The sequence below is a fragment of the Variovorax sp. CCNWLW186 genome (genome assembly GCF_037203865.1).
Classification (GTDB): Bacteria; Pseudomonadota; Gammaproteobacteria; order Burkholderiales; family Burkholderiaceae_C; genus Variovorax.
In genome coordinates, this window is the sequence record NZ_JBBCBO010000008.1 from 101,218 (window position 1) to 115,693 (window position 14,476).

Below are 14,476 nucleotides of genomic sequence, written 5' to 3' on the forward strand. Positions count from 1 at the left end.
CAAAACGCATGTCCATTCACGCCGCACTCCACCACGTCACCCACTACAAATACGACCGCCTGGTGCAGTTGGGCCCGCAGGTCGTGCGCTTGCGTCCCGCGCCGCATTGCCGCAGCAACGTCATCTCGTATTCGCTCAAGGTCGAGCCGGCCGAGCACTTCGTCAACTGGATGCAGGACCCGTTCGCCAACTACCAGGCGCGGCTCGTGTTTCCCGAGAAGACGCGCGAGTTCAAGGTCACGGTCGACCTGGTGGTCGAGATGGCGGTCTACAACCCGTTCGACTTCTTCCTCGAGCCGCAGGCCGAGAACTTTCCGTTCAAGTACACCGCTTCGCAGGCCGAGGAACTCGCGCCCTACCTGGTCACCGAAGAAGCCACGCCGCTCGTTTCGGCCTACTTGGACAAGATCGACCGCAAGGAACAGCGCACCATCGACTTCCTGGTCGGCCTCAACCAGCAGGTACAGAAAGACGTCAACTACCTGATCCGCATGGAGCCCGGCGTGCAGACGCCGGAAGAAACGCTGACCAACGGCAGCGGCTCGTGCCGCGACTCAGGCTGGTTGCTGGTGCAGCTGCTGCGCCATTGCGGCCTGGCGGCGCGTTTCGTCTCGGGCTACCTGATCCAGCTGACCCCCGACGTGAAGGCGCTCGACGGCCCGAGCGGCACCACGGTCGACTTCACCGACCTGCACGCCTGGTGCGAAGTGTTCCTGCCCGGCGCGGGCTGGGTCGGCTTGGATGCCACCTCGGGCCTCATGGCCGGCGAAGGCCACATTCCGCTCGCCTGCACGCCCACGCCTTCGAGCGCGGCGCCCATCGAAGGCGGCGTCGACGAGTCGGAGGTCGAGTTCGGCCACGAGATGAAGGTCACGCGCATCTACGAATCGCCGCGCGTCACCAAGCCCTACACCGAAGAGCAATGGGCCGAAGTGCTCGCGCTCGGCGATGCGGTCGATGCGCGCCTGAAAGCCGGCGACGTGCGGCTCACCATGGGCGGCGAGCCCACTTATGTGGCCACCAGCGACCGCGACGCGCCCGAATGGAACACCGATGCGCTCGGCCCCACCAAGCGCGGCTATGCCACCGAGCTGGTTCACAGGCTGCGCGCCGAATACGGCCAGGGCGGCTTTCTCCACTTCGGCCAGGGCAAGTGGTACCCGGGCGAGCAGTTGCCGCGCTGGGCGCTTTCGATCTTCTGGCGTGCCGACGGCCAGACGCTCTGGCACAACCCCGAGCTCTTTGCCGACGAGCGCGTGCCCACGCACTACACGAGCGAAGACGCCCGCCGCTTCACCACCGTGCTGGCGCACAAGCTCGGCATTACCGAGCGCTATGTGCAGCCCGGTTATGAAGACGTCTACTACTACCTGTGGCGCGAACGCCGGTTGCCGGTGAACGTCGACCCGTTCGAATCGAAACTCGACGACGAGCTCGAGCGGGTTCGCCTGCGCCGCGTGTTCACGCAAAAGCTCGACGCGGTCATCGGCTACATGCTGCCGCTCGAACCCGGCAACGCCGATGCCGATGCGCCCGCACTCGCAGGCCCGGGCTGGAAAACCGGCCCCTGGTTCCTGCGCGACGACCGGCTTTACCTGATTCCGGGCGATTCGCCCATGGGCTACCGGCTGCCGCTCGACTCGCAGCCCTGGGCCAGCAAGGGCGACTATCCCTACCTGGTCGAGCGCGACCCGACCGCACCGCGCGCCGCGTTGCCTACTTCAGCCGACTACCGCGCGCGTTACGCGGTACCTGCGGGCGGTGCAACGGGCGCCGACCTTGGCGCCGTGCCCTACGACTTCGGTGCCCCGCCCGCGGTGCCCGCCGCCTTGCGCATGCAGTCGCCCGGCGGCAGCGCAGCCACCACCGGCGATGCAGCGAAGGGCGATGCGGCGGCCGAAACCGCAGACCGCTCCGCGAACCCGGCCACCCGCCAGCCCTTGCGCGGCGAATCGGCCCACTGGGTCACGCGCACCGCGCTGTGCGTCGAAGTGCGCGACCCGCGCCGCGCCAACGGCCCGGCGGCCGAGAAAAAGGGCAGCGCCTCGGGCGTGCTGTACGTCTTCATGCCGCCGCTCGCGCGCCTGGAGGACTACCTCGACCTGGTCGCAGCCGTCGAAGCCACGGCCGAGCAGCTCGGCATGCGCATCGTGATGGAAGGCTATCCGCCGCCGCGCGATCCGCGCCTGAAAATGCTGGCCGTCACCCCGGACCCGGGCGTGATCGAAGTCAACATCCATCCGGCGCACAGCTGGAAGGAACTGGTCGACCACACCGAGTTTCTCTACAACGCCGCCTTCGAAACCCGCCTGTCGGCCGAGAAGTTCATGACCGACGGCCGCCACACCGGCACCGGCGGCGGCAACCACTTTGTGATGGGCGGCGCCACGCCGGCCGACAGCCCCTTCCTGCGGCGCCCCGAGCTGCTGGCCAGCCTGCTGCTCTACTGGCACAACCATCCGTCGCTGAGCTATCTGTTCTCGGGCATGTTCATCGGCCCGACCAGCCAGGCGCCGCGCGTGGACGAAGCACGCAACGACCAGGTCTACGAGCTCGAAATCGCCCTGAAGGAAATCGCGCGGAACCGCGAGATCCATGGCCAGAACATGCCGGCGTGGCTGGTCGACCGCACACTTCGCAACATCCTGATCGACGTGTCGGGCAACACGCACCGCAGCGAGTTCTGCATCGACAAGCTCTACTCGCCCGATTCGAGCACCGGCCGCCTCGGCCTGCTCGAACTGCGCGCGTTTGAAATGCCGCCGCATGCGCGCATGAGCATTGCGCAGCAGCTGCTGATCCGCGCCCTGGTCGCGCGCTTCTGGGACGAGCCCTACAAGGCGCCCGTCACGCGCTGGGGCACCGAGCTGCACGACCGCTTCCTGCTGCCGACTTTCGTCAAGATGGACTTCGACGACGTGATCAGCGAAATGCGCCAAGCCGGTTTTGCGTTCGACATCGACTGGTTCGCGCCGCATTTCGAGTTCCGCTTCCCGCTGGTGGGCCAAGTGCAGGCCATGGGCGTGGAGCTTTCGCTGCGCAACGCGCTGGAGCCCTGGCACGTGATGGGCGAAGAAGGCTCGGCCGGCGGCACGGTGCGCTATGTCGATTCGTCGCTCGAACGCATCGAGGTGCGCGTGACCGGCCTGAACGAAAGCCGCCACGTGATCACCGTCAACGGCAAGGTACTGCCGCTGCAGCCCACCGGCACCGTGGGCGAGTTCGTGGCGGGCGTGCGCTACAAGGCCTGGAACCCGCCTTCGGCGCTGCATCCGAGCATTGGCGCGCATGCGCCGCTCACCTTCGACATTGTCGACACCTGGATGAAGCGCTCGCTGGGCGGCTGCCAGTACTACGTGGCCCACCCGGGCGGACGCAACTACGACACCCTGCCTGTGAACGCCTATGAGGCGGAAAGCCGGCGCATGTCGCGCTTTGCGCGCATGGGCCATACGCCCGGCCTGATGCGCACGCCGCCGGCCACCATCGAGCTCGCGGGCAGCCGCGAATTCCCGTTCACCCTCGATTTGCGGCGGTGAAAGGCCTTAAAGGGACGCAAGGGGACATTTAGCACATCGCCCGCCACCTCACCCGGTGACGGCAATGTGACAATCCATCCCCTGTGGAACCTTTGAACGAATCCCTGTTCGACGCCCAGGCGCTGGAATTTCCAGCCGCCCTGGCGTCGGCGCTCGCCCCGGCCGCCCTGCCCGGCCACTTCGACGAACTGCGCGGAGAAGCCACGCCCGCAGTGCCGCCGCGCCAGGTCACCGGCGCAGCGCCGGCCGTGGCCGCGCCGCCGGCGCTCTACGACGCGGCGGCCGAGCGCTCCGCGCCTCTGCAGAACCCGTCGCAGGCCCAATCCCAGACGCAGACACAGACCCAGGTTCTCCAGCAGCCGCAGCCCTCCAACGAGAAGCCGCCCCTCACGCCGGCGTGGAACGCATTCTTCGAGCAGCTCGGCCCGGGCGGGTTCGGCGACCTACCGCGGCGGGCGGTCAACCTGGAGCGGCAGATCCGCGACAACGGCGTTACCTACAACGTCTACGCCGACGCCAACGGGCCGCAGCGCCCGTGGTCGCTCGACCTCTTCCCGCTGATCGTCTCGCCCGAAAGTTGGAACCAGATCGAAACCGGCGTGCTGCAACGCGTGCGCGTGCTCGACCGCGTCATGGCCGATGTCTACGGCCCGCAGCAACTGCTGAGCGAAGGCCTTCTGCCGCCGGCGCTGGTGCGCGGGCACCCCGGTTACCTGCGCGCGCTGCACGGCGTGAAGCCGCCGGGCGACACCTGGCTGCACATTGCGGCCTTCGACCTTGCCCGTGGACCCGATGGCAACTGGTGGGTGGTGTCGCAGCGCACGCAGGCGCCTTCGGGCCTGGGCTATCTGCTCGAGAACCGCCTCGCCATCACGCGCCAGTTTCCGCAGGCCTTCGAGGCGCTGCATGTGCAGCGCCTGGCCGCCACCTACAGCGCCATGATGGACGGGCTGCAGCGCATGTGCCCGGCCGGCGTGCCGCCGCACATTGCGCTGCTCACGCCCGGCCCCTACAACGAGACCTACTTCGAGCACGCATACCTTGCGCGCTATCTCGGTGTGACACTGGTCGAGGGCAGCGACCTCACGGTGCGCGACCAGCGGCTCTACCTCAAGACACTGCAGGGCCTGCGACCGGTGCATGGGCTCATCAAGCGGCTGGACGACCAGTTCCTCGATCCGCTCGAACTGCGGCCGGATTCCACGCTCGGCGTACCGGGCTTGCTGCAGGCCATTCGGGCCGGCAACGTGCTGGTGGCCAACATGCCGGGTTCGGCGTTTCTCGAATCCCCCGCGCTGCTGGGCTTCTTGCCAGGCCTCGCGCGTCGCCTCATCGGCGAAAAGCTCAAGCTGCCGGCGCTGCCGACCTGGTGGTGCGGCGAGCGTGCCGCGCTCGAGGCGGTGCTGCCGCAGCTGGGCGAATGCGCCATCAAGCCGACCTACCCCGGGTTCGACGGACAGACCAGCTTCGACGCGGTGCTTGGCAGCGAACTGAGCCGGCGCCAGCTCGACGAATGGGCCGGCCGCATCGTGCGCGACGGCGAAGCCCACACCATCCAGAGCTACCTGCCGCTGTCGCAGATGCCCACCTGGGCCAATGACCTGGGGCCGGGCCACATTGCGCCGCGCGCGGTGCTGCTGCGCGTCTTCGCGGTGAGCGACGGTGCGCAGTCGTGGCGCGTGCTGCCCGGCGGGCTGGCGCGGCTTGCCGGCCGCGATGCGCAGATCGCCTCCATGCAGCGCGGCGGCAGCAGTGCCGACGTATGGGTGCAAACGCACGGCGAAGTCGACCGCACCACGCTGCTGCAGCCGCATGCCACGCCGGCTTCGCTCGCGCGGCACCGGGCGCCGGTTACCAGCCGCGCGGCCGAGAACATGTTCTGGCTCGGCCGCTACACCGAGCGGGCGGAAAACGCGGTGCGGCTCGCGCGCCTCACGCTCAACCTGCTGGGCAGCGAAGACCAGTCGTCGCGCCCGCTGCTCGAGTGGCTGCATCGAATGGCCTTGCGCAATGCGCTGGTGCCGGCGGGCGTGCCCAGCGCACCGCAATCGCGCCGGGTGTTCGAGCGCGCACTGATTGCCGAGCTCGGCGACGTGGAGCGCGGCGGCAGCGTCGGCTTCAGCCTTCGCTGCATCCGACAGGCCGCCGCCGCCGTGCGCGAACGGCTCTCGCAGGACAACTGGAACCAGATCGTGCGCACCGAAGCCGAGTTTCTGCGGCGTGCCGCCGAGCAGGCCGGCGAAGGCAGCTTTGCCACCGGCGCAGCGCTGCGCGCGCTCGAATCCGCCAGCACCGCGCTCGCCGCCATGACCGGCGCACAGACCGACCGCATGACGCGCGACGACGCCTGGCGCCTGCTGTCGATCGGCCGTCACATCGAGCGGCTGGGCTTTTTGTCGAACGCACTGGAAGCCGGCTTCGAGAACGGTGCCGTGCACGAGGTGAGCGGCTTCGAAGCCATGGTGGCGCTGTTCGACAGCACCATCACCTTCCACGCGCGCTACCAGCAGCGGCGCGACGTAGCCACGCTGGTCGATTTGCTGGTGCTCGATGCCGAGAACCCGCGCTCGCTGGCGTGGGTCACGCAAACGCTGCGCGGGCGCATTGCGCGCCTTGCGGGCAGTGCGCCCGGCAAGCTCACCGCGCTGTCTTACGAACTGCCCGACCCCGCAACCTGGACGCTCGAGCATCTGTGCGCGGCCGGCGCCGATGCCGACTACCCCGCACTGGTCCAGCTTCTCGCCAGCTGCGAGACGGCGGCCTACCATGTGTCCGACGCCATCGGCACGCGCTATTTCACGCTCACGTCGGAATCGCTGCGTTCGGTCGGCGCCTGAACACGCTCTTTTTTGAAGGAGGCCGCAACATGCTTGCCAACCGCCGCATCGCGTTCACTGCCGCCCTTGCCGCCTTTGCGGCGCTTGCGCTGGCCGGCTGCGGCAAGCAGGAGCCCACCACCGCCACTACGGCCACGCCTGCGCCCGCGGCGGCCCGGGTGCTGGTGGTCGGCACCGATGCCGCCTACACCCCCTTCGAGTCGCAGAACGAAAAGGGCGAGATCGTGGGTTTCGACATCGAGGTGGTCAAGGCGATCGCGGGCAAGGCCGGCTTCGAAGTGAAGTTCGTCAACACGCCTTGGGAAGGCATCTTCAACGCGCTCGACCAAGGCGACCGCGACCTGCTGGTGTCGGCCATCACCATCACCGGCGAGCGCCGCCAGGCCATGGACTTTTCGAAGCCCTATTTCGAAGCCAGGCAACTCATCGCGGTCAGGCGCGATGCACAGGTGGCCAGTTTCGAAGACATCAAGGCCATGAAGGTCGGCGTGCAGAACGGCACCACGGGCGACGAAGTGGTGGGCAAGCTGCAGGGCAAGTCGAGCGGCAACATCAAGCGCTTCGAGTCCACGCCGCTCGCGCTCAAGGAGCTCGAAGCCGGCGGCGTGCAGGCCGTGGTGGCCGACAACGGCGTGGTGGAGCACTACCTTGCCAACAACCCCGGCGGCGGCTTCAAGACGGTGAGCGATGCGGCCTTTCCGGTCGAGCAATACGGCATTGCGGTCAAGAAAGGCAATGCGGAACTCCTGGCCAGGATCAACAAGGGCCTCGACGACATCAAGGCCGACGGCAGCTACGACAAGATCTACGCGGCGCATTTCGGCGGCACGCCGAAGTAGCTCCCCAGCAGGAACCCCATGCTTCTTCACGTCACGCACGAAACCCGCTACGAGTATTCGCCCCCGGTCGAAACGGCGCAGCACCTGGCCCACCTGAAGCCGCTGGCCACCGGGTCGCAGCGGCTGGTGAGCCACAAGCTCGCCATAGAACCCCAGCCCGCGCAGCGCAACGAACTGCCCGACGTGTACGGCAACACCCGCGCCTTCTTTGCACTCGAGGCCACGCACGACAGCCTCGTGGTCACCGCCGAAAGCGTGGTCGAGACCTCCGAGCCTGTGCTTTCGCCGGCCGTGGCGCGCGAGCTGCCCTGGGAGGCCGTTCGCGAGCGCTTCCGGTACCGAAAGGACGCCACCTTCGATCCGGCCTCGGAGTTCGTTTTTCCGTCGCCCTACGTACCCCGCCACGACGACTTCGCGGCCTACGCGCGCGCAAGCTTCGCGCCCGAGCGGCCGACCTTCGACGTGGCGATGGACCTCACCGAGCGCATGTACCGCGACTTTGCCTACGAGGCCGACAGCACCGAGATCAGCACGCCCGCGGTCGAAGCGCTCGCGCAGCGCAAGGGCGTGTGCCAGGACTTCGCCCACATCATGATTGCCTGCTTTCGCATGATGGGCCTGCCCGCGCGATACGTGAGCGGCTACCTGCTCACGCAGCCGCCGCCCGGCCAGCCGCGGCTGGTGGGTGCCGATGCCTCGCACGCCTGGGTGTCGGTGTACCTGCCCGGCGAAGGCGACGGCCCCGAAAGCGCCGGCGGCTGGGCCGAGTTCGATCCCACCAACGGCCGCCAACCGGGCGAAGACTACGTCGCGCTGGCCATCGGCCGCGACTATTCCGATGTGTCCCCCATGCGCGGCGTGCTGCACGGCGGCGCGCGCCACACGCTCAAGGTGGGCGTGACTGTGCAACCCATCGAAGAGCTGCGCACGCAGGCTGCGCAAGCGGCGCAGTCACAATCGCAGACACAATCACAGACGCAATCCCAAACTCAATCGCAACCCTCGGACAAGGATCTCCAATGAGCGTTTACGACAAGCTTTCCAGCCTCGGCATCACCCTGCCCCCGGTCGCCGCCCCCGCCGCGGCCTATGTGCCCTTCGTGCGCACCGGCAACCTGGTTTTTCTCTCGGGCCATATCGCCAAGAAAGACGGCAAGGTCTGGACCGGCCAGCTCGGCGCCAGCATCAGCACCGAGGAAGGCAAGCAGGCCGCGCGCGCCATTGCCATCGACCTGCTGGGCACGCTGCATGCCGCCGTGGGCGACCTGAACAAGATCACGCGCATCGTCAAGGTCATGAGCCTGGTCAACTCCGTCGGCACCTTCACCGAGCAGCACCTGGTGACCAATGGCGCCAGCGAGCTGTTTGCCGAAGTGTTCGGCGCCGAAAAGGGGTCGCATGCGCGCAGCGCGTTCGGCGTTGCACAGGTGCCGATGGGTGCCTGCGTCGAGATCGACCTGGTTGCCGAAGTCGGCTGACCGGTTCCAGCGCGGGCAGCCACAGCCATGAGCGTGCAGGCCCTGCGCTCTTCCTTCGGCAACAACTGCCACTGGTGCGGCTTGCCGATGGATTTTGCCGAGCCTCGCAGCACGCCTGATTCGGCCACCATCGAGCACCTGAACGACTCTACGCTGGGCGGCGTTCGCAAGCAGAAGCACCGGCGCCTTGCCCACGCCATCTGCAACCGCACGCGCAACGAGTTCAAGCTGCAGGCCGAACGGAATTTCCAGCGCTGGCTTGCCGAGCGGGTCGAACTCAGCCGCCTCGTTCGTGTTGCGGACCTGGCCGCTGCTGAGCCGGCTGCTATGCCGGCTGAGATGAGCCCCGCACCACCAGCTGCCCCGGCAGCAGCAGCTGGCGAGCCGCTACATCCAGCCCCTGCAGCCGTTCGATCAGGCACGTAGCGGCGCAGCGGCCGATGGAGTCGGTGGGCTGCGCCACGGTGCTCAGGCCGGGGCCGATGAGCGAAGCCCACTCCGGGTCGTCGAAGCCGACAAAGCCCAGCTCCTGCCCGAACTGCCACCCCAGGCGCGCCATGGCCTGTGCGACGCGCAGCGTGACCACCGCATTGCCCGCGACCACTGCCGCACGGCGCCCGCGCTTTGCGCGCCGATGCAAGGCGCGCAAGGCTTCGTCCAGCGCATCGCTCTCTCCCTCGACGCTTTCGAACACCTCGCCCGCCACGCGCGGTTCGTGCGCAGCCACGCAGGCACCGAAAGCCGCAGTGCGTTCGCGCCGCGAGCTCACGCCCTTCTGCGGCTCGGTCACGTAGAGCAGTTCGCGGTAGCCGCCTTCGACCAGATGGCCACAGGTGTCCCGCATGGCCGAATGGTTGTCGAGCGAGACGAAATCGGTGTGCATGCCGGCATGCCGCCGGTCGACCAGCACCGCGGGCTTGCCGTGCAGCGTGACCGCATCGACCACGTTGCTGCCGCGCCCCAGCGTGTTGAGAATGAACCCGTCGACCTGATAGCCCGCAAGCGCATCGATGGCCTCGCGTTCGCGTTCGCTCTCGTTGCCCAGGTTGAACAGCATCACCAGGTAGCCCGCGTCCTGGCAGGCCTTCTCGGCACCGCGCAGCACGGCTACCGAATACGGGTTGGTGATGTCCGCCACGATCAGGCCGATGAGGCGCGAGCGACCGTGGCTCAGCGCCTGTGCCATGGGGCTGGGCGTGTAGGCCAGCTTGGCGATGGCTGCCTCAACCCGCGCCGCGATGTCGCGGCTCAAGAGGCGCTCGCGGTGGTTGAGAAAGCGCGAGACGGTGGCTTTGGAGACGCCTGCGGCTTCGGCGACGTCGGCAATGGTGGCGCGCCCGCTCGGATTCATGGATTTGCTCCTTCCCCCGCTGGGGGAAGGTTGGGATGGGGGCAGGCAGAGCGCGAAATGGATTCGCCGCTTGCCCCCACCCCTACCCTCCCCCAGCGGGGGAGGGAGAAAATCCTCGAGGGCTTCATGCGCCCGCCGTGTCGTACGGCGCGGTCGGTTTCTCGCCGGCCAAGACCTGTAGAAGATTGGTCGTTGCCAGCTCAGCCATCGCATGCCGCGTCTCATGCGTCGCCGAACCGATGTGCGGCAGCGGCGTCACGCGCGAATGCGTGCGCAGCGGCGAATCGGCCGGCAGCGGCTCTTTCGCGAACACGTCCAGGCCCGCGGCGCGCAACGTGCCGTGGTCGAGCGCGTGCAGCAATGCGGTTTCGTTCACCGTAGCGCCACGGCCGCCATTGATGAAAGACGCCCCCGGCTTCATGCGCGCGAAGAAGCCGGCATCGATCATGCCGCGCGTCGCGTCGGTGAGCGGCAGCATCGCCAGCACGATGTCCGACCGCGAGAGCAGGTCGTCAAGCGGTGTATGGGTTGCGCGGCCCTGCAGCTCGGGCGCCTGCGCGGCCAGGTCGACGGGCCGGCGCGAGTGGTAGAGCACCGGCATGCCGAAACCCAATGCCGCGCGCCGGGCCACGGCCTGGCCGATGCGGCCAAAGCCGAGAATGCCGAGCGTCTTGCCGTGCACATCGGTGCCGAAGAACTCTTCGCCGATGTTCTTCGTCCAGCGCCCTTCGCGCACGAGATTCGAGAGCTCGACGACGCGGCGCTGCGTGGCCATCAGGATGGCGAACACCGTGTCGGCCACCGTCTCGGTCAGCACGTCGGGTGTGTGGCACAGCACGATGCCGCGCTTGTGCAGCTCGGCCAATGGATAGTTGTCGACGCCGACCGACACGCTCGAGATCACCTTGAGCTGGGGCGCCGCATCGAGCAGCGCGGCGTCGACGTTGTAGCTCGAACCGATCAGCCCGTTCGCGGTGCCGAGCGCGGCGCCAAAGGCCTCCGGCTTCTTCCGCGGATCGGCAACGGTCACATGGTGTGCGGCCTGCAGGCGCGCGAGTTGGTCTTCGGGCAGCGCCCTGAAGACAAGCACGTTCTTCTTGTCGGTCATTATCAGAGTCCTGCTTCTTCGAGTTCGGCGCGCGTTGGCAAGCCTTCGGTATCGCCCAGCACCTGCACCGCGCGTGCGCCAATCCAGGCGCCGCGGCGCACGGCCTCGGGCACGCTCTTGCCTTCGAGCAATGCACTCACCACGCCGGCCGCAAAGCCGTCGCCCGCGCCCACGGTGTCGATCACTTCCTTCACCGGAAAGCCTTCGATGCGTCCGGTGCCCGCCACGTCGCTGTCGTAGTACGCGCCTTCGGAACCGAGCTTGACCACCACCAGCTTCGCACCGCGCTCACGATAGAAGCTGGCCACGTCTTCAGGCTGGGTGTGGCCGGTGAGCAGCAGGCCCTCTTCGATGCCCGGCAGCACCCAGTCGGCACGCGAGGCCAGCTCGTTGATCCAGTGGCGCATAGTGTCGGTCGACGGCCACAGCGTAGGCCGCAGGTTGGTGTCGAACGAGATGGTGCGGCCGGCCGCGCGCATCACGCCCATCGTCTTGAGGGCGGCCTGCAGGCTGGTGTCGGAGATGGCCGGGAACACGCCCGTGGCGTGCAGGTGGCGCGCCGAACGCAGCCAGGCTTCATCGACATCGGCAGGGCCCATGTGGCTCGCGGCCGAGCCCTTGCGGTGGTACTCGACGGGCGGATCGCTGCCGTCCGTGACACGTCCCTTGAACTGGAAGCCGGTGCGCTGCGCGGGGTCGCAGATCACGTGCGAGCAGTCGATGCCCTCGGCCTTCATCGTTGCAATCAGATAGCGCCCCATCGAGTCCGTGCCCAACCGGCTGGCCCAGCCCACCTTGAGGCCGAGACGCGAAAGGCCGATGGCCACGTTGGTTTCGGCGCCGGCGGTGCGCTTGTGAAACGCCTCTGCGTTTTCCAGTGGGCCGGGCCGGTCGGCCACGAGCAGCAGCATGGCTTCGCCGAACAGGGCAACGTCGAAAGCGGTCGGTTCAGTCATGTATTTCTAGGCTCGCGCGGAGCGGATGAAATCGATTTGCGTGCGTGCGACGGCCATCAGGTCGTCCCCCACCAGAGGGTATTCGATGGCATGCGGCACGTCGGCCGGCAGCGCGCGCAGCACCGCGCGCCATGGCGCGGCCGAGTCGCCCAGCGGCACCGCCACCCACTTGTGCGCGAGGCGCTGCGCGCCCTTGCAATGCACGTAGCGAACGCGATGCGCCAGCGCCTGGGCGGCCTGCAGCGGGCATTCGCCCAGCCAGTGCCAGTTGCCCATGTCGAAGGTCATACCAAGCTCGACGCCGGCGCGGTCGGCCACGTCGAAGAAGGTCTGCAGCGCGGGCAGCGTGCCGGCGCGCACCGTCTGGTCGTTTTCGATCAGCAGCTCGACACGCGTTTCGGCAAGCTGCACCTTCAGGCCCCACAGCGATCCGTGCGACGACGCACGAAAGTCGCCGATCGACATCTTGAGCCGCTTGGCGCCCAGCCTGGTTGCGGCCGCAATGCCGCGCGCCAAGGCTGCGCTGTCGAGCCAGCCGCCTTCGGCCCACAGCCCTTCGGGGCTGGAATACACGGAGGCAAGCCCCGCGAGCGAAGGCAGCTCGGCATCGGGGTTGCGCAGCATTTCGCCGCGCACCTCGACCGAATCGGCCCCGGCCTCGAACGCCAGTTGCGAGCACCAGAGCTGGCCATGCCGGCCCACCTCGGCCGCACCGAAGGACGACAGAGAAACGAGTACCTGAAAAGACATCAGTGGGCCTGGTGCGAACTCAGGATCTGGCCGAGGAACTGGCGCGTTTTCTCGTTCTGCGGATTGCTGAAAAATTCTTGCGGCGGCGCCTGCTCGACGATCTTGCCCTCGGCCATGAAGATCACCCGGTCGGCCACGCTGCGGGCAAAGCCCATTTCGTGGGTCACGCACAGCATGGTCATGCCGTCTTCGGCCAGGCCGATCATGGTGTCGAGCACTTCCTTGACCATCTCGGGGTCGAGCGCCGAGGTGGGCTCGTCGAACAGCATGATCTTGGGCGTCATGCACAGCGCGCGCGCAATGGCCACGCGCTGCTGCTGTCCGCCGGAAAGCTGGCTCGGGTACTTGTTGGCCTGCTCCGGAATGCGCACGCGCGTGAGGTACTTCATGGCCACCTCTTCCGCCTGCGCCTTCGTCATGCCGCGCGATCGCATCGGCGCGAGCGTGCAGTTTTCCAGTATGGTGAGGTGCGGAAACAGGTTGAACTGCTGAAACACCATGCCCACTTCGGCACGCACCGCGTCCACATTCTTGCCGCCGGCCGTAAGGTCGATGCCGTCGACCACGATGCGGCCCTTCTGCACCGTCTCGAGCCGGTTGATGCAGCGGATGAGCGTGGACTTGCCCGAGCCTGAAGGCCCGCAGATCACGATGCGCTCGCCCTGGCGCACCGACAGGTCGATGCCGGTCAACACCTGGAATTCACCGTACCACTTGTTGACCGCTTCCATGCGGATGATCGATTCCGTCGTCATGCCAGGATTCCTTTTTCTTCTTCAGCCCTTGCGGTTCACTGCATCTTCGGCAGGTCGGCCTGCAGCCACTTCTGGTAGAGCTTGTTGAGCTCGCCATTGGCGGTGTTCTTGGCAACGAATTCGTTGACCGCCTTGTGCAGCTCTTCCTGGCCCGGACGCATCGCAATGCCCATCGATTGCTGCACCAGCGTGAACTTGTTTTCGTAGCTCCCGGCGGGCACGCGCTTGGCAATTTGCGCGGCCACGGTCACCGAGCAGCCGATGGCATCGACCTGGCCCGAGATCAGCGCCTGCATGGCCGAGGCATCGTCGTCGAAGCGGCGGATTTCGGTGCCTTCGGGCGCGGCCTTGGTCACGGCCACGTCTTGCGTCGAGGCGCGGGCCACGCCCACGCGCAGGCCCTTCAGGTCGGCTGCAGCCTTGATGGGCGTCTTGGTGGCGCCGTACAGCACAATGGTGGCGGCTGCATAGGGCTGCGAGAACTGCACCTGCTTGGCACGCTCGGGCGTGATGGCCAGCGAGGCGACCAGCACGTCGACCTTGTTGGTCAGCAGGAAGGGAATGCGGTTCGGGCCGGTCACCGGCACGATGTTGGCCTTGACGCCCCACTCCTTCGCGAGCAGCTTGGCCACGTCGGCGTCGTAGCCGTCGGGCTGGTTCTGTGCATTGGTGGTGCCATAGGGAGGAAAGTCGACCAGCATGCCGATGGTGATCTCACCCTTCTTCTTGATGTCGGCCACGGATTGGGCCGATGCGAAGGGTGCGAACACGGTGAGCGCGGCGCCAAGGCCAAGGGCTGCCAGTGCAACGCGGCGGGTGGTGGTACGGGTCATTGGATGTGTCTCCTGAAAATAAGAAGGAAG

12 protein-coding genes are annotated in these 14,476 nt (G+C 67.3%); 6 read left to right on the forward strand and 6 right to left on the reverse strand.

Features of this window, described 5'->3' with window-relative positions:
* The first annotated feature begins 8 nt into the window (after positions 1-8).
* The 6 genes from V9K97_RS12205 (at position 9) to V9K97_RS12230 (ending at position 9,119) form a co-directional block, all read left to right on the forward strand.
* Positions 9-3,539 (forward strand): transglutaminase family protein, encoded by a 3,531-nt coding sequence (locus V9K97_RS12205; RefSeq protein WP_337318312.1) that lies wholly within the window; start codon positions 9-11, stop codon positions 3,537-3,539.
* Between the two features lie 83 nt (positions 3,540-3,622).
* Entirely contained in the window at positions 3,623-6,376 is a 2,754-nt protein-coding gene (locus tag V9K97_RS12210) for a circularly permuted type 2 ATP-grasp protein (protein ID WP_337318314.1), read from the forward strand.
* 29 nt (positions 6,377-6,405) lie between these two features.
* On the forward strand, positions 6,406-7,215 hold the full coding sequence (locus V9K97_RS12215) for a basic amino acid ABC transporter substrate-binding protein (RefSeq protein WP_337318316.1): 810 nt from the start codon (positions 6,406-6,408) through the stop codon (positions 7,213-7,215).
* Positions 7,216-7,233: 18 nt separating this feature from the next.
* A complete protein-coding gene (locus tag V9K97_RS12220) occupies positions 7,234-8,238 on the forward strand; it encodes a transglutaminase family protein (RefSeq protein WP_337318318.1) in 1,005 nt (334 codons plus the stop codon).
* Complete coding sequence (locus V9K97_RS12225; protein ID WP_309951973.1) at positions 8,235-8,693, forward strand: RidA family protein; 459 nt, start codon at positions 8,235-8,237, stop codon at positions 8,691-8,693. The genes V9K97_RS12220 and V9K97_RS12225 overlap by 4 nt, the downstream gene beginning before the upstream one ends.
* A gap of 27 nt (positions 8,694-8,720) precedes the next feature.
* Positions 8,721-9,119, forward strand: a complete 399-nt coding sequence (locus tag V9K97_RS12230) for a hypothetical protein (protein WP_337318321.1) — start codon at positions 8,721-8,723, stop codon at positions 9,117-9,119.
* Here the strand turns inward: V9K97_RS12230 and V9K97_RS12235 are convergent.
* From V9K97_RS12235 to V9K97_RS12260, 6 genes are all read right to left on the reverse strand, one after another.
* The gene (locus tag V9K97_RS12235; RefSeq protein ID WP_337318323.1) at positions 9,019-10,044 is read right to left on the reverse strand and encodes a LacI family DNA-binding transcriptional regulator; all 1,026 of its coding nucleotides are present in this window, start codon (positions 10,042-10,044) and stop codon (positions 9,019-9,021) included. The genes V9K97_RS12230 and V9K97_RS12235 overlap by 101 nt on opposite strands.
* Positions 10,045-10,168: 124 nt before the next feature.
* Complete coding sequence (locus tag V9K97_RS12240) at positions 10,169-11,152, reverse strand: 2-hydroxyacid dehydrogenase (RefSeq protein ID WP_337318325.1); 984 nt, start codon at positions 11,150-11,152, stop codon at positions 10,169-10,171.
* A gap of 2 nt (positions 11,153-11,154) precedes the next feature.
* Positions 11,155-12,108: a sugar kinase gene (locus tag V9K97_RS12245; RefSeq protein ID WP_337318326.1), complete on the reverse strand. Its 954-nt coding sequence runs from the start codon at positions 12,106-12,108 to the stop codon at positions 11,155-11,157.
* 6 nt (positions 12,109-12,114) lie between these two features.
* Positions 12,115-12,858, reverse strand: a complete 744-nt coding sequence (locus tag V9K97_RS12250; RefSeq protein ID WP_337318328.1) for a sugar phosphate isomerase/epimerase family protein — start codon at positions 12,856-12,858, stop codon at positions 12,115-12,117.
* Entirely contained in the window at positions 12,858-13,613 is a 756-nt protein-coding gene (locus V9K97_RS12255; protein WP_274708825.1) for an amino acid ABC transporter ATP-binding protein, read from the reverse strand. Before V9K97_RS12255 ends, V9K97_RS12250 begins: the two co-directional genes overlap by 1 nt.
* A 35-nt stretch (positions 13,614-13,648) precedes the next feature.
* The gene (locus V9K97_RS12260; protein ID WP_337318331.1) at positions 13,649-14,446 is read right to left on the reverse strand and encodes a transporter substrate-binding domain-containing protein; all 798 of its coding nucleotides are present in this window, start codon (positions 14,444-14,446) and stop codon (positions 13,649-13,651) included.
* Positions 14,447-14,476 lie beyond the last annotated feature (30 nt).

Bases quoted from the DNA above. Each gene is read 5' to 3' on its own strand.
- V9K97_RS12245 (WP_337318326.1), bottom strand. From the start codon at position 12,108: ATGACTGAACCGACCGCTTTCGACGTTGCCCTGTTCGGCGAAGCCATG.
- V9K97_RS12225 (WP_309951973.1), top strand. From the start codon at position 8,235: ATGAGCGTTTACGACAAGCTTTCCAGCCTCGGCATCACCCTGCCCCCG.
- V9K97_RS12220 (WP_337318318.1), top strand. From the start codon at position 7,234: ATGCTTCTTCACGTCACGCACGAAACCCGCTACGAGTATTCGCCCCCG.
- V9K97_RS12230 (WP_337318321.1), top strand. From the start codon at position 8,721: ATGAGCGTGCAGGCCCTGCGCTCTTCCTTCGGCAACAACTGCCACTGG.
- V9K97_RS12215 (WP_337318316.1), top strand. From the start codon at position 6,406: ATGCTTGCCAACCGCCGCATCGCGTTCACTGCCGCCCTTGCCGCCTTT.
- V9K97_RS12255 (WP_274708825.1), bottom strand. From the start codon at position 13,613: ATGACGACGGAATCGATCATCCGCATGGAAGCGGTCAACAAGTGGTAC.
- V9K97_RS12240 (WP_337318325.1), bottom strand. From the start codon at position 11,152: ATGACCGACAAGAAGAACGTGCTTGTCTTCAGGGCGCTGCCCGAAGAC.
- V9K97_RS12205 (WP_337318312.1), top strand. From the start codon at position 9: ATGTCCATTCACGCCGCACTCCACCACGTCACCCACTACAAATACGAC.
- V9K97_RS12235 (WP_337318323.1), bottom strand. From the start codon at position 10,044: ATGAATCCGAGCGGGCGCGCCACCATTGCCGACGTCGCCGAAGCCGCA.
- V9K97_RS12250 (WP_337318328.1), bottom strand. From the start codon at position 12,858: ATGTCTTTTCAGGTACTCGTTTCTCTGTCGTCCTTCGGTGCGGCCGAG.
- V9K97_RS12260 (WP_337318331.1), bottom strand. From the start codon at position 14,446: ATGACCCGTACCACCACCCGCCGCGTTGCACTGGCAGCCCTTGGCCTT.